This is a genomic window from Sabulicella glaciei, from assembly GCF_026183895.1.
Taxonomy (GTDB): Bacteria; Pseudomonadota; Alphaproteobacteria; order Acetobacterales; family Acetobacteraceae; genus Roseococcus; species Roseococcus glaciei.
Genome location: NZ_JAPFQI010000029.1, coordinates 21,039 through 39,821 on the forward strand (window position 1 = coordinate 21,039; position 18,783 = coordinate 39,821).

The 18,783-nt window shown below is 65.8% G+C and carries 20 protein-coding genes and 1 pseudogene; 8 read left to right on the top strand and 13 right to left on the bottom strand.

The features are described 5' to 3' along the window. Positions 1–293 precede the first annotated feature (293 nt). On the top strand, positions 294–686 hold the full coding sequence (locus OF850_RS21685) for a hypothetical protein (protein WP_301592416.1): 393 nt from the start codon (positions 294–296) through the stop codon (positions 684–686). A 421-nt stretch (positions 687–1,107) separates the two neighbouring features. Next, positions 1,108–1,512, top strand: a pseudogene (locus tag OF850_RS21690) (transposase); the annotation flags it as partial. A 25-nt stretch (positions 1,513–1,537) separates the two neighbouring features. Here the strand turns inward: OF850_RS21690 and OF850_RS21695 are convergent. From OF850_RS21695 to OF850_RS21735, 9 genes are all read right to left on the bottom strand, one after another. Then, positions 1,538–2,035 (bottom strand): hypothetical protein, encoded by a 498-nt coding sequence (locus OF850_RS21695; protein ID WP_301592435.1) that lies wholly within the window; start codon positions 2,033–2,035, stop codon positions 1,538–1,540. A 37-nt stretch (positions 2,036–2,072) separates the two neighbouring features. After that, the gene (locus OF850_RS21700) at positions 2,073–2,384 is read right to left on the bottom strand and encodes an HU family DNA-binding protein (protein WP_301592417.1); all 312 of its coding nucleotides are present in this window, start codon (positions 2,382–2,384) and stop codon (positions 2,073–2,075) included. Positions 2,385–2,493: 109 nt separating this feature from the next. Beyond that, a complete protein-coding gene (locus OF850_RS21705; protein WP_301592418.1) occupies positions 2,494–3,438 on the bottom strand; it encodes a 3'-5' exonuclease family protein in 945 nt (314 codons plus the stop codon). Between the two features lie 123 nt (positions 3,439–3,561). Then, positions 3,562–3,939 (bottom strand): XRE family transcriptional regulator, encoded by a 378-nt coding sequence (locus OF850_RS21710; RefSeq protein WP_301592419.1) that lies wholly within the window; start codon positions 3,937–3,939, stop codon positions 3,562–3,564. A 276-nt stretch (positions 3,940–4,215) separates the two neighbouring features. Continuing rightward, positions 4,216–4,485: a hypothetical protein gene (locus OF850_RS21715; protein ID WP_301592420.1), complete on the bottom strand. Its 270-nt coding sequence runs from the start codon at positions 4,483–4,485 to the stop codon at positions 4,216–4,218. A 140-nt stretch (positions 4,486–4,625) separates the two neighbouring features. Continuing rightward, the gene (locus OF850_RS21720) at positions 4,626–6,590 is read right to left on the bottom strand and encodes a DEAD/DEAH box helicase (RefSeq protein ID WP_301592421.1); all 1,965 of its coding nucleotides are present in this window, start codon (positions 6,588–6,590) and stop codon (positions 4,626–4,628) included. A gap of 74 nt (positions 6,591–6,664) precedes the next feature. After that, on the bottom strand, positions 6,665–7,201 hold the full coding sequence (locus OF850_RS21725; RefSeq protein WP_301592422.1) for a hypothetical protein: 537 nt from the start codon (positions 7,199–7,201) through the stop codon (positions 6,665–6,667). 35 nt (positions 7,202–7,236) lie between these two features. Then, the gene (locus OF850_RS21730; protein WP_301592423.1) at positions 7,237–7,635 is read right to left on the bottom strand and encodes a hypothetical protein; all 399 of its coding nucleotides are present in this window, start codon (positions 7,633–7,635) and stop codon (positions 7,237–7,239) included. 11 nt (positions 7,636–7,646) lie between these two features. Further along, positions 7,647–7,844, bottom strand: coding sequence for a hypothetical protein (locus OF850_RS21735; RefSeq protein ID WP_301592424.1), 198 nt, complete (start codon positions 7,842–7,844; stop codon positions 7,647–7,649). Between the two features lie 155 nt (positions 7,845–7,999). Here OF850_RS21735 and OF850_RS21740 point away from each other — a divergent pair, with 155 nt between their 5' ends. From OF850_RS21740 to OF850_RS21750, 3 genes are read left to right on the top strand one after another with little or no spacing between them, the layout of a single operon-like run. Then, positions 8,000–9,337 (top strand): UvrD-helicase domain-containing protein, encoded by a 1,338-nt coding sequence (locus tag OF850_RS21740; RefSeq protein ID WP_301592425.1) that lies wholly within the window; start codon positions 8,000–8,002, stop codon positions 9,335–9,337. Next, positions 9,328–9,564 carry a 3'-5' exonuclease gene (locus tag OF850_RS21745; RefSeq protein WP_301592426.1) on the top strand — a complete coding sequence of 79 codons (237 nt, stop codon included), beginning with the start codon at positions 9,328–9,330 and terminating at the stop codon, positions 9,562–9,564. Before OF850_RS21740 ends, OF850_RS21745 begins: the two co-directional genes overlap by 10 nt. An 8-nt stretch (positions 9,565–9,572) precedes the next feature. Next, on the top strand, positions 9,573–9,809 hold the full coding sequence (locus OF850_RS21750; RefSeq protein WP_301592427.1) for an AbrB/MazE/SpoVT family DNA-binding domain-containing protein: 237 nt from the start codon (positions 9,573–9,575) through the stop codon (positions 9,807–9,809). 83 nt (positions 9,810–9,892) lie between these two features. On the opposite strand, the gene OF850_RS21755 is transcribed toward OF850_RS21750, so the two are convergent. After that, on the bottom strand, positions 9,893–10,222 hold the full coding sequence (locus OF850_RS21755) for a BrnA antitoxin family protein (RefSeq protein ID WP_301592428.1): 330 nt from the start codon (positions 10,220–10,222) through the stop codon (positions 9,893–9,895). An 81-nt stretch (positions 10,223–10,303) separates the two neighbouring features. After that, complete coding sequence (locus OF850_RS21760) at positions 10,304–10,453, bottom strand: BrnT family toxin (RefSeq protein ID WP_301592429.1); 150 nt, start codon at positions 10,451–10,453, stop codon at positions 10,304–10,306. 490 nt (positions 10,454–10,943) lie between these two features. On the opposite strand from OF850_RS21760, the gene recD2 reads away from it, so the two are divergent. Beyond that, positions 10,944–13,163, top strand: a complete 2,220-nt coding sequence (gene recD2 / locus OF850_RS21765) for an SF1B family DNA helicase RecD2 (protein ID WP_301592430.1) — start codon at positions 10,944–10,946, stop codon at positions 13,161–13,163. Positions 13,164–13,555: 392 nt separating this feature from the next. Here the strand turns inward: recD2 and OF850_RS21770 are convergent, their stop codons facing one another. Both OF850_RS21770 and OF850_RS21775 read right to left on the bottom strand, forming a co-directional pair. Then, complete coding sequence (locus OF850_RS21770; RefSeq protein WP_301592431.1) at positions 13,556–15,700, bottom strand: putative bifunctional diguanylate cyclase/phosphodiesterase; 2,145 nt, start codon at positions 15,698–15,700, stop codon at positions 13,556–13,558. Between the two features lie 603 nt (positions 15,701–16,303). Beyond that, positions 16,304–17,077: a TerC family protein gene (locus tag OF850_RS21775; protein ID WP_301592432.1), complete on the bottom strand. Its 774-nt coding sequence runs from the start codon at positions 17,075–17,077 to the stop codon at positions 16,304–16,306. A 155-nt stretch (positions 17,078–17,232) separates the two neighbouring features. Here OF850_RS21775 and OF850_RS21780 point away from each other — a divergent pair, with 155 nt between their 5' ends. Together OF850_RS21780 and OF850_RS21785 are read left to right on the top strand one after the other, a co-directional pair. Continuing rightward, a complete protein-coding gene (locus tag OF850_RS21780; RefSeq protein ID WP_301592433.1) occupies positions 17,233–17,622 on the top strand; it encodes a PRC-barrel domain-containing protein in 390 nt (129 codons plus the stop codon). Between the two features lie 71 nt (positions 17,623–17,693). After that, positions 17,694–18,569 (top strand): VOC family protein, encoded by an 876-nt coding sequence (locus OF850_RS21785; protein WP_301592434.1) that lies wholly within the window; start codon positions 17,694–17,696, stop codon positions 18,567–18,569. Positions 18,570–18,783: the final 214 nt, after the last annotated feature.

Sequence of the window (18,783 nt, forward strand, 5' to 3'; positions counted from 1 at the left end):
GGGCGAACTGACTGGGCACCGTCTTCCTGTGGTGAGCGAGACGATCATCACCGCGAACCGACGAATGTCCCGAAAGGCAAGGAGTCCTTCCGAACCGGACATTTTCGTAGTGAGCCCAAGCGCAGCAGGAAACGGGATGCAGGAAAATTCCATCTTTTCCTCAGGCGATCTGCAGGACCTCCTCAGGATTCAGATCGGCCCTTTGCACCATTCTCCACTCACCGATGCAGAATGGCACGGGGGCATCCAGACGGTCTGGAACGCGCCGGCCAGCATCGCGAGGGAGAACCAACATGTCTGTTTTCAAGAGCACCCTGGCCCTGGCCGCTGTCACCGCGGCCCTCCTCGGCACCGGCACGGCCAGCGCCCAGGCCTGCCCGTGCATGACCCAGGGCGCCGAGGATTCGAGCATCGACTACGGGCCAGGCCGACCCAACAACGTCGTCGGCGGCGGCCGGCTGGTCGCCATCTTCGATGAGGAGAACCACGGCGCCACCTATTTCGAGCCGCAATACGAGCAGCAGGCCCGGGCCCGCATGGTCGCTCATGTCTTCACCTCGGGTGATGGCCGTGCCGAGGTGGCCTGGGTGCCCGAAGGCACGCAGGCGACCGCCCTGGCCACGCTAGGTGGGGACGGCAGCCTGCATCAGGCGCGCCTCCGCCCGCAGCGCCTCGCCAGCCGGTGAGCCCCGCATCAGGGTCCGGCTTACCGTGGAGCGAACCCGGGCCATTTCTTCTGTCCGAGGACCAAGCCAATCCAGCGCTATGCGCGCCGGATCTTTGGACGACACGGATGCAGCTCTGGCTCCGGGCATCCCAGTCGCGACACGGAAAAGAAGCAACAAGCCGCCCATCCATCCAGGCCGCCACTCAAGGGCTATGTGGCGCTCCAGGAGGCTCGATCGCTGACTTCTAAACCAGCGCATGGCCGCGCAAGACAGGCTTCGATGCCTCACAAAATGGCCCAGGGCAGGGACACAACCACCCTGGGCACACCCTCACAGGGCTGCCCCATAACATTCGTTATGGAAAATAAGTACTTGATATTGCTTGTTATTCCCTAGTTTTAGCAACGGCTCAGCCCCGCCGCAAGGAAGTCCTCTCGTCATGCACCTGCATGACCCCTCCGGCCTGACGGACGAGGAATGGGCGCGGATCGAGCCGCTGCTGCCGAAGCCGTCGCGACGGGGCCGCAAGCCCACCGTTGCCCTGCGCGGAGTGCTCAACGCCATCCGCTGCACGGCTCGCAGCGCGGGCGGCTGGCGCATGCTGCCAGTTCATTTCGATCCTTGGCAGACAGTCTACTGGTGGTTCCGACGTTTCGTCCGCCGGTTGCTGTTCCGCACCATCCACGACGCGGCGCTGATGCTGGATCGCAAGGCGGCCGGACGCGAGGCCAGCCCCACGGGTGACGTGCTCGACAGCCAAACGGTGAAGGCCCCCTTCGCCGAGGTGCGCGGCTTCGACGGCGGGAAAAGGATCGTCGGGCGTGAGCGCCACATATTTGCCGACCGGCTCCCCGCCCTAGCGGGGCTGTCTACCGTCCCTGCCGCAGCGCGCCGTCACCGAAGCTCACGGTCTGCGCAGGCTGTCTTTGCCAGGCCGGAATCTGCACCCGGAGCCGTCCATCTTCTGCGACGGCGACGCGCGGGTTGGGTGAGCAGGACCCGAAGAGCGGCGAGATTGCCGTGCCACTGGCCCCCATTTCCAGGATACGGAACTTGGCCGGGCAGACCTGCCCACCACTCGCGACCGTCAGCAACACAAAGGTCCGGTCCCCCGCCGGGTAAACACCCGCGAAGCCTCCAAAGCCTTCTTCATCCTTCAGGATCTCCCGGCCGCGCGCGTGCAAGGAGAACTCCCCAAGGCCGGTGGCCTGCATCACCAGGCGCGCTGGACCGAGGACGTGTGTCTGCCGAAAGCGTGGCTCGCCACCCAGCACTGGCCATTCAAGCCGCACCTCGCCGCCCGGGATCCGCTCGGTGCGCGGGGCCTGAGCGGAGGCAAGCACGGAAACGCAGGCGGCCACCAGCACAGCAGCCGCCCAAACCATCTTCTTCATGCTTTGCGGATCAGCCCTTTGCGGCCTTGCGCTTGGCCTTCTTGAGGCTCGCGTGGGCATCCGTCTTCATGGAAACCGAGGGACGGAACTTGAACGCGACGCCGGCCTTGATCTTGATCTTCTCCTGAGTGCGCGGATTGAAGCCCGAGCGCGCGGCGCGCTCGCGCACCGTCAGCGAGCCGATCTCGGGCAGCCCCAGGCGTCCCTCGCGCACCAGCTCGTCGCGCAGCGCCCCCAGGATCTCGCCGGCCAGCCGCGTGGCCTCCACCCCGGTGATCTCGATGTTGCTCTTGATGGTCTCGATGATCAGCGCCTTGGACATGCTTCCATTCCTTTACGAAAGAACTCGCTCAGCGAGTGCCTTCGTTTGAAGCGCATAGGGAGGCGCTTGGGAATCCCCATCTGCTGAGACGGAAACTACGTAGGCGCCTTCAGGCCATCGCAGGTTCAGCCGGCAAGAGACCAGCATTGCGCGCTTCTTCGTCCGCAACGTCCAGCAGCGGCTGCAGGTGATCGAACCGCTCGCCGCGCCCCCGGGCACAGTCGGCAAAGGACTTCCAGCTCTGCGCGTGCTCCTTCTCGTCGAGATGGCCGCAAGCCAGCTGATAGCGGAGCCAGACGCCATAAAGGAGGCCAACGTCGCCCTCGCAGTATCGACCCACCTCCTCGATCCGCCCCTCGTTCACCATGGCCTCGACCATGGAGCCCTCCACGCCGTCGGCTTTGCCAGGCAGGCCAAGCACGGCCGCGATTTCCACCAGCTTGCACTTCGGGCCGGGCGACCAGTTTGCCAGGACCTCCATCAGATCCACGTGGCACTCGGCGTAGCGCTTCCAGTAGTCGTGCGGCAGCGAGTAGCCATTCTCCCGTTTGAACTTCCAGTCCTGGATTCCCGCAGGTTTGCGATAGGTGAGGTACTGGGCGGGAAGACGCAGTGCGACAGCCCGAAAACGCGCCACCGGCAGATCGAAGCCGGTCGTGTTCCAGCCAATGATGCAAGGCTGCTCGTTGGTTCCACGGCGCGGCCCAAGCAGCTGGTCCAGCCGCTCCAGATTGTCTCGCTCGCTTCCGTGGCCGGTGTGCCGTGTGGCGATGCGCAGCACATCCCAGTGCCGGGATTTCTCGGTATTCTCCGTGCGGCGGCACAGGATCACCGAGGTCGCGACGATCTTGTGCAAGACCGATTTGACGAAGACCTCTTTGTCTTCCTGGCCTGACCGGCGGCAGTAATCCGTCAGCGCTGCGCGCACCTCTGCGTCCGGCGCCTCGGGGCCAAAGCCGAGCAAGCGACGCGCCGCGTCGAGGTCCGGCACCGTCTCAAGGTCGAGCACGACGGCGCTTTCGGTTTCCCTGGGTGGTTTCGCTTCTTCGTCCACCACATCCTCCCCGGCATGAACCTTCCGGGAACTGTCTACCAACGGAGGAAGGGGGTTCCGCAAGAGTCCGGTAAGACGTTCCGCAGGTGGGCTGTTGAAAGAAAACCTCCCGAGGCCTTTCGCTCAGGCATAGCCGCCGTGCTCGATGTCGGTGAGATAAGCGCACACAGCGTCTGCTCGGCCGGTCTTCACGAGGTCCTCGGCGGTCAGATCGCCAAACCCGGGCAGGTTCTGCGACTGGCACCAAACGAGCGCCGCGTGTTCGGAACCAGCGGCTTGGCGAACCCGACCTATGACGTCCGCCATGTCGCGGAGCCGAGCCGGGGCCGTGGGTGTGGACATGCGCCCGCCCTGCGTCAGCGTCTCTGAGGACACACCAACGGCTTCCGCGAGTTGCTCCATGGTGATGCACAGGCGGTCGCAAACCGCCTGAGGCCGGATCTGTCCGCCGCCGTCGGACACCGCGGCGAGGAACTCGGATGGATCAGGCTGGATGTGCATCACGGCTCCTGTCGCTGCCTCTCAGGCAGCGCCTCCACGTAAGCCGGGACCGCTATGCAGCCTCTGACTGCCGGCGCCGTCCGTCCGGAGCCAAAGGAGGTGGATCGGCGGCCATCGCAGCTGCGCGGCGCTCAAGCCACGCTGCGATTTCCTCGGGCACGCTGCCCATGCCTCTTGCCCATTTGCGGACGCGCGCCTCGTCCATGACGAGGGCTTCGGCCAAGCCTCGCTGCGTCCAGCGCAGCAGGGTCAGACACTCGCGCAGGCGAGTCGGGGTCATCCGCCCCCTCCCAGCCAACGGGCGATCACCGGGGCGGCGGCTGTCAGTGCGCCGATTGCAGCCACCACCGCCGCCACTGGAGTGACGAAACGCGTCACGCGCAAGTTGGAAGCTTCGGCACTCAGCTTCGCGGCCTCGGCGGTCAGCTTGTGCTGCTCGGCGACGAACTTCCGCGTCTCTTCCTGCTGACGCTCGATGCGGGAAACCAACTCCGCAAGGTTGAGGCGCTCGGGGATGTCCGTGGTGGTGCTCAGCGGTGTCTCCACTCGGTCTGGCGGGGCTGGCCCCTCGCCCTGTCTGCAACATGCGAATTTGTGGCGCACTCGTCAACGTTAAATCCGCAATATGCGGATAAATTTCGGCCTCTTTGCCGACCGTCGTTAAGCGCCGCGTGATGCGGCCCAACCTATCCCCGCTTCGCCCTTGCGTCAGGTTTGCCCACCGGCGGCCGCCAGAACTCGGCCTGGGCCTTGCTGGCGTCGAGCGCCCCTTGCCCTTCTGTTGCCAAGCGACGGCGCTCGGCCTCGCTTACGCGCCGAGCCCGGTGCGCGTAACGAGGATCGCCCTCCACGAGATGCAGGTGCTCGGCCAAGCGATTACGCTCCAGCCAGCCCACTGTTGCCTCAAGCTCGGCCAGGGTCATCAGCCCCCTGCCCTTGCCCATGACGCGCTTCAGGACCGCATTGTAGCGGTGATAGGTCCCGTCCCCGCGCGGGGCCCGCAGCGCCGCCTCGTCCTCCACCGCCTGTGCTGCCACCATCTCGCCGACTTGGTGCCGCAGACGGCGCTCCAAGCTGGAAGGCGTCGGGGCATCCGGTGAGGTGGGGAGCCCATCGAGCAACGGGCTCGGCTCATTCGCTTGTGGGCGACCGACCTGGAGCGTGGGCCCGGCCGCCAGGTTCTCCCACCTCATCCCGGTGGCATTTGAGGACAGCGGCACGATGCCGTGCCGGCCTTCTTCCTCAAGCTCCTGCTTCAGCCAATCCGGAAGCTTCTGCCCCCGGTTTTCCTTGGGCCGCCGCGCCACCGTGCCCTGCTCAGTCTCGATGCGGCGCCGGAAGGCGCGGAAGAGCAAGTCATCGGGATGGAAGACCAAGGCCCGCTGCTCCTCAACCGGACCAGCATGCGGATCAATCCGGGTCGCCCGGGCGATCATCTGCTCCAGCCAGGGGCGCGAGCGGATATGGGTGAGCGCGGCCACGACCGACACCGAAGGAGCATCCAGCCCCTCATAGGCCATCGCCACGGTCACGAGGCAGGCTGGTTCGGGAAGGAGGCGAAAGGCCGCCAGCGTCTCCTGCGCGTCCCGCTCGTCCGAGGTGGCGAGGCGCGCATCCACGAGGCGTCGAGCGACGGGCAGGCGGCCGCGGATGTGGTCGAGGTAGCGCCGTGCCTGAGCCTGGTCAGGTGCAACCACGAGGAGCTTTCCCAGGCCCTTGCCGCCGTCCTTTGCCGTCAGCCCCAACCTGCGCCGCCGCTCTGCCCTGAGCATCCGCGTCTCGTCAAAAGCGCGGTCGAGCAGCTGCAGGGCGAACTCGGTGCGAAGCGCGGTGAACAAGGCTGGCCGCGTCGTTTCGTAATCGGCATCGAGGCTGTGCGGCCCCACGGCTGGGCCATCCGGCTCAATCCATGAGGCTTCGCCCTGCACCGCGCCAAAGGTCACCGGCAGGACGGCCTTCTCTCTCAGGGCTTCCGCGCGCGAGTAGCCGACCACAGCCCAGCTGGAAGCGTGAAGATCCACCTCCCTTGTCCGGTCCGACGTCCCCTTCCCATAGGGCAGCCACAGGATCGGCCGGCCATCGGCCCGCATCAGCGTGCCCGAGAGCAAGAGGCGCACCCGGGCCAGTTCCAGCATTGGCAAGAGCGCCCGCGACCAGGACGCTTCCCGCTCCAACGCCCAAGCTCCCTCCCCCACCTGCCCGGATGGTTCCGCGTCACTCAAGGCTGGGAGGTGATGGATCTCGTCCACCACGAGCAGATACCGATGCGAGGCGAACTCCCGCATGTGCAACTCAGGCGCAGCGGCGACGGCTTGGTAGGTGGTCACATACCCGGCGAGGCCTCGGCACGGATCGGGCCCGTTGTCGGCCGCGCGGACGGACAGGCTGTGACCAAGCTCGGTGCGCCAGCCGCCGTCGGCAAAGGCCTCTTCGGCTTGAAGGCGGAGACTGTCCCTGGGCACCACCCAACACACTCGATCTACGACCCCGGCACGGATCAGCTCGCTGGCGGCAAGGACAGGCAGGAGGCTCTTGCCCCCGCCCGGCGTCACTGCAGCCAGGATGTCCTGCAGCCCGGCCGCCTCGCCCGACGCGATCGCACGCACGACCCCGAGGATGCGGCGCTGGTGCGTGCGAAGGGATCGGGCCATTCGACGAGTCTAAGCGCTTGGAATCCCGATGTGAATCGACCAACGCTGGGAACGACGAGGGGCGTTCTTGGTGCTCAGTGCTTCTCAGGAACGGCGATCACTTTGGCGCCCTCCGACCGCTTCTTTTCCCAGCACGCATACAACGCCACCCATCCGGCCGGCGGGAGGAAGATCGCCTCGCGCCGGAACAGGTAGCCCGCCGCCCGCTCGATCCAGAAGCCGGCTTCGCTGACGCCCCAGGCCGCCGCGGCATTGAAGAGGTTCGCCTTCTTCGCGAGAAAAACCGCCAGCGTCCGATCTGCGACGCTCGCCATAGGGGACAGTGCCTCGTCTGCGGCGGGTGGTGGCACCTCCACCCCCGCATCGGCTGCCAGCCGGCAGGCCGCTTCGCGCGCTGCACCGGAAAGCGCCCGGTCGTCCGGATCCTCGATCCCAATGAGCTTCTCGATGAGCTTTGCCGGAGGCTGCCCGGCCTCCGTCGCGCCTCGGGTCATCTCGTGCACGAAGGCCCACACCTCGTGGAGCGCATCCGGGCCGAAGGCGTAGGAGCCCGCGTCCGCGGCCAGCGCCTGGCGCGCGCATTCGATCATCCGCGCCTCCAGGGTCTGCACCGTGGCTTGGCCCGGTTCGGGAGTGGAGGAAGCGGTCAAATCCGGCCTCCCTCATGGCGCTCGGGCGTCACCGTGCCCGTGTCTAGATTCAGGATGTAGCTCTCCGAGTTGACCGACCACACACGCTGCCACTCCGCGTGCAGCCCGACCCACTCGGCCGACGGCTGGAAGAGCGGATCGCGCAGCATGAGGTGGGCGGCCGCCTGTTCGAGGCGGCCCGCGCCGATGTCCGAGCCCCAGGCGGCCCCGGCATGAAACATCGGGGCTTTCTGCATGAGGAACACGGCCAAGATTCGATCGGCGAGTTGATCCACGCCCCGATAATGATCCTCCGGCAAACTTGGCGGCTCCACCCCGGCCTCCGCTGCCAGCCGCCGCGCGGCCTCGACCGCGGCGCCGCGCAGGATGCCCCTTCGGCTTTCCTCGGTCTCCACCAGCGCCTGGATCAGCTGTGCGGTCGGCGGGCCAATCTCGCTGCGGCCCCGCTCTGACCCTGGATGAAGAGCCAGACCGCATTCAGCGCCTTGCCGTCGAAGGTATAGGCATCCGGCTGGCCTTCGCGCGCCGGCTTGGCCGCTTCCAGAACCCGCTCGGCATACGCCACCATCCGGTTCTCCAACTCGGGTACGCTCAGCGCGGCCATGCTCTGTCCTTTCTCGCTCTTGGAACAAACGTAGTCCATGCGAGGATGAGCAACACCCTCGGGCGAAAGCTTTGCTCCCTTACCCCCATGAAATTCCGCCCTGACCTTTCGCCCGCGCGGGAATACCTGCCGCGGGTCGCATCTGGAATCGAGCCTTGTCGCACATCGAGCCCACCCTCACCCGCGAGCAGGCCGCCATAGTGGAGGCCGCTCACAAGCTGCGCCTCGGAGAGTGCCTGCGCGTCATCGCCTTCGCGGGCGCGGGCAAGACCTCAACCCTGCGCGCCGTGGCCGGTGCCATGGGCCAGCGCCGCGGCCTCTATGTCGCTTTCAACAAGGCGATCGCCGCAGAGGCCAAGAGCCGCTTCCCCGAGACGATGCGCTGCCAGACCATGCACAGCGTCGCCTGGGGCGCACAGGGCCTGAAACCCGACGAGATTGGCCCGCTGAACGCCCATTCGGTGCTGGCCCATTTCGGCAATCAGGGCTGGTCCCCTGCCCCGGTCGCTGGGCTGCGCCCCATCAGCCAAGCCCGCCATGTCGCCCGGCTGGTCACCGCCTTCTGCCAGGGCGCGGCCCAAGAGCCGACCCAGGCCGAGATCGAGGAGCTGCTGGACCGGCACGTGCTGCGATTACCGCCCGCCGGGGCTTCCGCCGTTCACGAGGCGCACCAGCCACTGCTGCGCAAGCGCGAGGTCCTGGGGCACGTGCTCCGGGACCGAGGCCGAGAGGCCTGCCGACGCTTCCTGGGATGGCGCGCGAACGGCCTCAAGATCAGTCACGACATCTACCTCAAGTCCTTTGCCCTGGATGAGGACTTGATCAGGCACGCGCTGCAGCAGGTGGATTACATTTGCTTGGACGAGGCGCAGGACCTGAACCCGGTGTTGCGCCAGATCGCGGTGGCGGCCGGCAAGCCCGTGATCGCCGTGGGCGACCCTTGGCAGGCGATCTATGGTTGGCGTGGCGCCCAGGACGCGCTGCGGCACCTACTGGGCGATCGCCTCTACCTGTCGCAGTCCTTTCGGTTCGGGGACGCAGTGGCCGCCGTCGCGCGCCGCGTGCTGGCGAGCCGACCCGGCAGCAAGCCCGAGCGGCCGCTTCGCAAGGTGGAGCGCGAGGGCCTCGTACGCCCCTACGCCGGGCCGCCGCAGGGGGTGCGCGCCGTGCTGTGCCGGACCAATGCCAGGCTGCTCAAGCAGGCCTTCGCCCTGGCCCAGATCGGCCGCAGCTTCCACGTGCCCGGCGGGATCGAGGAGATGGCGACCGAGGTCTGTTCCGCGCAGGCCCTGGCCGAGGGGCGCATGCAGGAGGTGAGAGCCGAGAAGCCCCGGCGCTTCACGTCCTGGGAGCAGTTCATCGAGGAAGCCGAGGAGACCGGAGACGCCGCCCTCGCCCGGCTGCGCGACGCCGTGGAGGAAGGCGTGGTCATGCCTTGCCGAAGATCGAGGCCAAGGCGGCGCCAACCGAGGCCGCGGCGGAGGTGGCGCTGAGCACCGTGCACAAAACAAAGGGCCGGGAATGGGACAGCGTGGCGCTGGCGTCCGATTTCCCCGAGCTAGAGGCGCTGCGCCGGCGCTGGGGCCAGGCAATCGACAGCAAGGACGACTGGGCCAAGGCGTCGCTGCTGCAGGAGTGGAATATTCTCTACGTCGCCGTCACCCGCGCCGTGCGGGAGCTTTTGCTGCCCATTCCCCAGTTCGAAGGATTTGGAGGCTGAGCGCGAGCATGCCGAGCATCGTGACACGCAAGGGACGGGTCACCATCCCCAAGCCCATCCGCGACCATCTGGCGATCGCGCCCGGCAGCCAGGTCGTCTTCGAGATCACGCCGGAGGGGGTGGTCATCCTTCGAGCATCAAAGCCGGGGACTGAGCTGCCGGGCCGCTTCGAGAAGGCCGTCGGCATGGCAGACATCAAGATGCGCACCGACGAGATCATGCGCTTGCTGCGGCCCGACGACTGACGGGAGACAGCCCCACTTCTGATCGGCAAGAAGGGTTCTCTGGGCCCCTGGCGCCAACGCCTCGCTCCAAGGCGGGCACGCGCTTACGCGCTCTGCTTGGTCCTGGCTTGCATATAGGCGCGCAGCACAGCATTCATGCGCGTCTGGTAGCCGGGGCCCTCGGCACGGAACCAATCGACCACATCGGGGTCGAGCCGCAGCGACAGCAGCTTCTTCGGCCCCGGCATGACCGGCAGCGCGTCCTTCCACCAGTCGCGCGGGACGTCCTTCCAATCAGGGTCCTCTGCGATGGACGTCTCAAGTTCCGCCTCGGACATGCGCCGCACGGCGTCGAGGTCCGAGCGGCTCTCACCTTTCTCACGCTTCGCCCGAAGTTCCTCCCGGGTGAAGCGCTTGATGCCGCCTGCGTTCATCGTTTCGCGCTCTCCTGAGCGATATGCAGCGAAGAATGCCGTTACGCTCGGCGAAGATCAGGGCGACGTGGATGTCCTCGATCAACCGACAGCAAGCTTGCGTTCCTCGCCTTGACGTCTGGCCGCTTCGACGATGAAGGGGCCTTCAAAGATCAACCAGGCATCAAGGAAATCGAGCCTGTGCTTAATGAGGTTGGAAAGGCGCTTGGCCTCGTCCCATTCGGACAACATCGCCAGTGTGCTCTCCAGGCGCGCATGACCAACCCCTCAATCATTGCGTAGCTCGTAATGTAGCTACAAGGGCGCATGGTGGCAAGAGATTTGTGCATCAAGCCTTCAACAGCGTTCGAACCGCTCCAAAGCCCTCCTTCGTGAATTTCCCTCGACATAGCCTGGGCGAAGGCACGATGCGGCCGCTTATCTGCAGGCCAGCCAGGGAACCTGGGGTGAGGCCTCCGTGCCGGAGAACAATGCCCGTTGACCGACACAGCTTGCGGGAACTTCGACGGCTTCTTCCGTGGCGCGCGGTTCTGGGTACTCTCAAGCAGGCGGCGCTTGAGTTTCGCTGGCGAAATTCCGATCTGCTGTGGGTTGAATCACAGAGAAGCCTCAGCTTTCCGCGACCGCCCTCCTGCCTTTACCCGCAATCACAGAGCATGTCGGGATGTATGGTCCGCCGAGGTAATCCCCTTCTCTACCCAAGGCGAGGGAGCCGATCCACGTGTTGTCCACCGCCGCTCGCACCCCTTCCTCTTCCGGCCAGACCCCGCCCACCGAGGCGCTGGCGGGGCTGGTCGAGCGGGTCACATACCACAACGCCGAGAACGGCTTTTGCGTGCTGCGCGTGAAGGCGCGGGGCCACCGCGATCTCATCACCGTCGTCGGGCACGCGGCCTCGATCTCGGCTGGCGAATGGGTCCAGATCTCCGGCAGCTGGGTCACCGACCGCACCCACGGCCTGCAGTTCCGCGCGAACTTCCTGAAGGCCTCGCAGCCCACCACCCTGGAAGGCATCGAGAAATACCTGGGCTCGGGCATGATCCGCGGCATCGGCCCGGTCTATGCCAAGAAGCTGGTCCGGGCCTTCGGGGAGGCCGTCTTCGACCTGATCGAGGCCGAGCCAGACCGGCTGCGCGAGGTGACTGGCATCGGGCCCAAGCGGGCGGCCCGGATCGTCGCGGGATGGTCCGAACAGAAGATCATCCGCGAGATCATGCTGTTCCTGCACGCCAACGGCGTCGGCACCTCGCGGGCAGTGCGGATCTACAAGACCTATGGGCCGAAATCGGTCGAGGTGATCACCGAGAATCCCTACCGGCTCGCCCGCGACATCCGCGGCATCGGCTTCCGGACGGCCGACACCGTGGCCCGGAAGCTCGGCATCGAGCCCACCGCCATGATCCGGGTGCGCGCGGGTATTTCCTTCGCGTTGGCCGAGGCCACGGGCGAGGGGCACTGCGGCTTGCCGGTGGGCGATCTGACGGACCTTGCGGGCAAGCTGCTAGAAGTACCCTCCGACCTCATTGAGAGCGCCCTTGCCCTAGAGCTTGAGGAAGGGGAGGTCGTGGCCGACACCCTGGAGGGCGAGCGCTGCGTGTTCCTCGCTCGCCTCTACCGCGCTGAGCAGGGCATCGCGGAACGGCTCCGGCGTCTCGCTGCCTGTCCCCTGCCCTGGCCAGAAATCGACGCAGCCAAAGCCATCCCCTGGGTGGAGGCGCGGACCGGGCTCTCCCTGGCCGAGAGCCAGCGGGAGGCGCTGCGGCTCGCACTCGCCTCCAAGGTGCTAGTGATCACCGGGGGGCCGGGGGTTGGAAAGACTACTCTGGTCAACTCGATCCTCCAGGTGATCCGGGCCAAGGCGGTGGATGTGGCCGTCTGCGCGCCCACGGGCCGGGCCGCCAAGCGCCTGAGCGAAAGCACCGGCCTCGAAGCCCGGACCATTCACCGCCTGCTGGAAAGCGACCCCAAGACCGGGGGCTTCAAGCGGGACGAGGTCACACCCCTCGCGTGCGAGCTTCTCGTGGTGGACGAAACCTCGATGGTGGACGTGCCGCTGATGCGCGCCCTGCTCAAGGCCCTGCCGGACGACGCCGCCCTGCTGCTGGTGGGCGACGTGGATCAGCTGCCGAGCGTCGGGCCTGGGCAGGTGCTGTCCGACATCATCGGCTCCGGCGCCGTTCCCGTCGTGCGGCTGACGGAGGTGTTCCGCCAAGCCGCGGAAAGCCAGGTCGTGGTAAACGCCCATCGCATCAATCGTGGCCAGATGCCGGTTCTGGAAGCGCAGCTCGGAAGCGACTTCTTCTTCGTCGAGGCCAATGAGCCTGAAGAGGGTGTCAGCAAGCTGCTTCATCTCGTGAAGGAGCGCATCCCCGCGCGCTTCGGCCTCGATCCGGTCCGCGACGTGCAGATCCTTTGCCCCATGAACCGGGGTGGGCTGGGGGCGCGGGCGCTCAACATCGAGCTGCAGCAGGCGCTCAACCCGCCGGGCGAGCAGCGCGTCGAGCGGTTCGGATGGACCTTCTGTCCCGGCGACAAGGTGATGCAGGTCGCGAACAACTACGAGCGCGAGGTCTTCAACGGCGACCTGGGCGTGATCACCGGCATGGACATGGAGGAAGGAGAACTCACCGTCACCTTTGACGGGCGACAGGTAAACTATGGCTTTGGCGAACTCGACGAGTTGGTGCTGGCCTACGCCACGACCATCCACAAGGCGCAGGGGTCGGAATACCCGGCGGTGGTGATCCCGGTGACCACGCAGCACTTCACCATGCTGGCGCGCAACCTGCTCTACACGGGCGTCACCCGTGGCAAGAAGCTGGTCCTGCTTCTGGGGCAGAAGCGGGCCCTCAAGCTGGCAGTCCGCAACCAAGCCGGGCGCCGGCGCTGGTCCAAACTGCGGGAGTGGCTCTCCGCCGCACCGCAAGCCTCGGTGCGATAGCCCTTCCCGCTGAGTGGGCCTCGGGGGCGGGGCCCAGCGCTTGCTGGCTCTTTTTGCTCCCTTCGCGCCTAGGCGGATGCTCCGGGGGGCCGGCGAGGCACCGCTCATTCTTGTGGCGATCAGCGACCCGGCGATGCGGGCCAAGGGGCAGGTGCGCGTGCGGCGCGGCCTCTCGGCCTCTCCGCAGCCGAAGCGCGACCTGTGGAGGGAATGGCGGCCAGGATGACGCCCGAGGAATATGCGGCGGCGCGCGACGTCCGTATCTCCACCGTGCGCAGTCAGACGCAGGCGGTGCTCGCTCTACCACGGCTTGAGTAGGGAGAGAGCACTCGCCTCATCCCCTGGCGCCTCAACAATCCCTCACTACAGGCTATCAGAGGCAACCATAAGTCCTAGTTTCCTTGGATCCTAGGATTACGACTGAGTTGATAGCGCGCGATGACCAGGGGCACCTCCGAGCCGCGCACGGCTGCGCCGAACAGGTGTCCCTGACCCTCGTCGAAGCCCTTCGCGCGCAGCGCTGCGAACTGTTCCTCTGTCTCAATCCCCTCGGCCGCAGCAGCGATGCGCAGACCCGATGCCAGACCCGCCACGGCGCGCACGATCGCTTGGCAGTCGGCAGAGTTCGGAAGATCCCGCACGAAGGACTGGTCGAGCTTGATTTTGTCGAAGGGGAAGCTTCTGAGGTAGCTGAGAGAGGAATAGCCTGTCCCGAAGTCGTCCATCGCAAGTCGGACGCCCAGCCGACGCAGCTCCTCCAAGGTCCTGAGGTTGAGGCTGTCCTCCAGCAGAAGCACGGATTCCGTGATCTCCAGTTGCAGGCGCTCCGCCTCGAGCCCTGAGGCACCAAGGGCACGCCTCACTGCCGCGAGCAAGGTTCTGCTCCTGAACTGAGCGGGCGAGAGGTTCACCGCAACGCTGATGGGGTCGGGCCACGTGGCGGCGGTGCGGCAGGCCTCCTGCAGGGCCCACTCGCCGATCGGCACGATCACTCCCGTCTCCTCCGCGATCGGGACGAAATGTGCTGGTGAGATGAGGCCCCGCCTAGGATGATGCCACCGAAGGAGCGCTTCAAAGGCTGTGAGCCGGCCGGTGGCAAGGGCGACAAGCGGCTGGAAGTGCAGTTCGAGTTCGCCACGTTCCAGCGCTCCGTGCAGTGCCTGACGGATGACGTGACGCTCCTGCAGGTGGGTGTCCATCCCGGGGGTAAAGAGGCGATGGGTGCCCCGCCCCTCTTTCTTCGCGCGGGACAAGGCGCTGTCCGCCACCCTCAGCAGATCATCCGCGGCACGGCCATGATCGGGTGCGACGGCAATGCCGATGCTGGTTCCAATGGAGACAGTCTTGGCATCCATGACGAAGGGGGCCGAGAGCGCGTCGAGAATGCGCCTAGCTAGGACCTCTGCATCGGCCGGACCCGCGATCTCGGTCTGCAGGATCACGAACTCATCGCCCGCGAAGCGCGCGACCAAATCCGATCCGCGAACGCAGGTCTGCAAGCGTTCGGCTGCCGCCCGCAGAAGCGCATCGCCTGCGGGATGGCCAAGCGTATCGTTCACTCCCTTGAATCCATCGAGATCAAGGCAGAGGAGGGCATGCCTAGTGGCCTCGCTCCGCTGACTCATCACGTGTTCCACACGCTCACGGAAGAAGGTTCGGTTCGGCAGGCCGGTCAACGCGTCGTGGCGGGCCATGTGCGCCATTCGCTCATGCGCGAGCAGCCGTTCCCGCTCGGCGCGCCGGCGCTCGGTGATGTCGCGGAAGAAGATGGAGAGGCCCTCAGGTGTCGGACAAGCCTGGACCTCCAGCCATACGTCAAGTGCGGATAGATGCTCCTCGAAGGAGACGGGCTTCTGATCGGCGAGCGCCTGCCGGTAGCGCCGGGCGAAGATGCCATCTGCCTCCTCTGGGTAGACCTCCCATAGGTTGGATCCAGTCGGCAGGTCTCTCGCGCCCAGGATACGGCGGGTGTTTTCGTTGAGGTATGTGACGCGCCACTCGTGATCCAGCACGACCACGCAGTCCATGGTGCTCTCAAGCACGGAGGCGAGGCGGGCAGCGGCCCGCTCGGCCTCCTCGGCAAGAGACGCGCGTTCCTCCGCGCTGCGCTTCTCGGACGCTACAGCCTCCCGCAATTCGATCTCAGCCATTACGCGCGTAGTCACGTCGCGCTGAAAGCCCACGAAGTGGCGCGGCCGGCCAACACCGTCTTTGTTCTCCCAAAGGGGAGCCAGGCGCACCTCGTTCCAAAACATGGACCCGTCCCGGCGGTAGTTCCGCAGCGTCACCACGGTGGACCGGCCGGATCGGATCGCCTCGCGCATAGTCGCGATCTCCGGCTGGTCGCGGTCATCTCCCTGCAGAAACCGGCAGTTCCGTCCTAGGGTCTCCGCCAAGGAGTAGCCCGTCATGCGACAGAAGGCGGCATTGGCGTAGGCGATGGGATCAAGTACGCGCAAACTGTCCGTCACCAGTACACCGTCTGCCGTTTCATCAAGAATTTTCAGGGCTACGGCATTAATATTTGAGAATATCATGCAGTCACTATACATATTTTTCGGAAAGATTCTAGTCCCGGTCCAGCGTTCTATTGCTTCCCTGTTGATCTCTATAGCGCTGCAAGCTCAAGACGCTCTAAATTTTTTGGCATTGGCGACATGATCGAGCATGGGGCAGATCAATCATCAGGAGCAAAACTCCCGAACCTCGCATGAGTAGAGGTCGAATCCCCGTGTTTACCTAGCTAGCCCGACCCTCAGACGCCCTAGCGTGGCCTCACCTTTCCATCTCCCGGCTGGAGATGTTTCGCTCCGGGTGATTATTCTGATTCGAATGTCAGCATCGTCACGCCCAGGGGAGACGATCCAGTCCGCATCCGCTGCAAACCCGCTGCATCCGCTCTTGATGATGAAGCTCCTGGAGATAAGGGCATCTTCTTGCGCCTCCAGACCGTGAAAGACGACATCGTTGTGACGAATGTCGGCTTCGGCCGGGCCTAGCGTGGCTGGGAGCGCGTGCAATCAAGGACGGCTTCTGCAAGTTACTGCTGAATGACGACGGGCTAACCAGCATCGCGATCTCCTCGCTGAGGCAAGCAGAGCCACCCGAAAGGCTGTGGCAGCCTTCTACACGCCGTGAGCTTAACGCTGGATCGGCATTCGCTCTTCGCCTTCGGTCTGACGGGTCCGCGCCCGCCGCGACATCATGTTCAGCGCCTCCACCGCGGCCGAAAAGGCCATCGCGGCGTAGATGTAGCCCTTTGGCACCTTCACCCCGAAGCCCTCGGCGATCAGCGTCATGCCGATCATGAGGAGGAAGGAAAGGGCCAGCATCACCACGGTAGGGTTCTGGCTGATGAAGTTGCCGAGCGGATTTGCCGCCACGAGCATCACGATCACGGTCACGAGCACCGCGATCACCATGATCTCAACATGCTCGGTCATGCCAACGGCGGTGATGATGCTGTCCACGGAGAACACGAGGTCGAGCACAAGGATCTGCCCGATCGCCGCGGCATAGCCGATGGAGCCCGCTCCCCCCTTGTCGCCGAACATGTCGGGGCCAGGGTGTGGGTCCACGTTGTGGTGGATTTCCTTGGTCGCCTTCCAGACCAGGAACAGGCCGCCGGCGATCAGGATAATGTCGCGCCAGGAGAAGCCCTGCCCGAACAGGGTCACCACCGGCTCGGTCAGCTGCACGATAACAAAGACCAAGCTGAGCAGGACGAGCCGCAGACCAAGCGCCGCGCCGATGCCGATCATCCTCGCCCGGGCTCTTTGATGCTCAGGCAGCTTGTTGGTCAGGATCGAGATGAACAGCAGATTGTCGATCCCCAGGATCACCTCCATGGCGATCAGCGTGCCGAGCGCCGCCCAGGCCGCGGGGTCGCCCGCGAGAACCATGAGGTTGTCCATTCGCTCGATCCTTGATTGGCAGAGTGCCAGCGACTGAACGTGTTTGGGCAGGGTCCGTTCCGTGGAACCTCTTTCTCACCCCTCGGGGGGTCGCTTCGAAGCCGTAACAAAGCCTCGTCCAGGACGTTCCTTCAGGCTCAAAAGGAGGAAATCCCATGCTCAAGCCCCCTCTCGTCGCTGCCTTGGCCTTCGCCTTGGCAGCGCCCGCCCTGGCGCAGACCGCGGCACCCAGCACAACCATGACCCCTGGCGCAACAACTGGACCCACGGCCATGGCGCAGGGCCAGTTCCGTGCCAAAGCGATTATGGACTGGGATGTCTATAGCTCGGACGGCCACGAAGTCGGCGAGGTCGAGGATCTGATCCTTGACGCGCAGGGCCGCGTCGTGGGCGTCGTTGTGGAGGTGGATCGTGGCCTGCTGCGCAGCGACCGCCACGTGATGATCCCCTTCGAGCGTCTGCGCATGGGCAACAACCGCCGCGCAGAACTGCCTATGACCCGCGACGAGGTGCGCGCCATGCCAGGCTTCGACTACCGCGACTGAGGCTAGGACGGGCGAACCAGGGCGGGTGGAAGCCCCGCCCGCATCGATTCTGCGCGGTGGGAGGCCACGCCATGTCTGACGCCAGCGAGCACCCCGAACCCCTCTTCGACCTCAGCGCCGCGCCCCTGCGGGTCGGCCGGGTCCGGCTTCGGGTGCGTGATCTTGCCGGCACGGCGGCTTTCTACAGCGATATTCTTGGCCTCGCTCCCATGGAGCAGTCCGGCCGGCACGCCGTGCTGGGCGCGGGCGGGCGACCCTTGCTGGAACTGATCGGCGATCCTCGTCTTGCGCCGCTCGACCGCCGTCAGGCGGGCCTGTACCACACGGCCTTCCTTCTACCCGACCGGGCCAGTCTGGGGCGCTGGCTGCGCTTCGCAAGAGCGCGGCGCATTGGCCTGGACGGGGCTGCCGATCACGCGGTGAGCGAGGCGGTCTATCTGGCCGATCCGGAGGGCAATGGCATCGAGATCTATGTTGACCGCCCGGTTTCGGCCTGGCGCCGCACCGGCGCCGGGGTCGAGATGACGAACGACCGGCTGGATCTCGAAGACCTGCTCGCCGCCGCCGATGACTCTTGGACCGGCATGCCAGCGGGCAGCGTGGTCGGCCATGTGCACCTGCAGGTCGGCGACACCGGGGAGGCCGAGCACTTCTACGGCGATCTCCTTGGCTTCTCGGTCACCTGCCGCTTCGCCCAGGCCAGCTTCTTCGGCGCGGGCGGCTACCATCACCAACTCGCCGCCAACACGTGGCATAGCGGCGGCGCCGGGCAGCGCCCCAAGAGGATGGTCGGCCTCGATGCGGTGGAACTCGTCGTCCGGGACGGCGCTCACATCCACGCCGTCGAGGTGCGAGCACGTGGCGAGGGCACGCCCGTAGAGATCGAAGACGACACGCGCGTGCTGCGCGATCCCTGGGGCACGCTGATCATCCTGGCCGCGGGTTGAGGATGCGCCGTCCCTCTCACTGACTGTCCGCAAAGGGCGGATACGAGGGTAGAGCGTTGATCCGGCACAATTGTGCTGGAGGTCGTCATGCCCAACTGCCCCTATCCCTCCGACCTGAGCGACGGCGAATGGACGGTGCTGGAGCCACTGCTTCCGCGCCCGTCCTGCCTCGGGCGTCCGCTGAAGTGGCCACGCCGGATGATGGCGGAGGCCA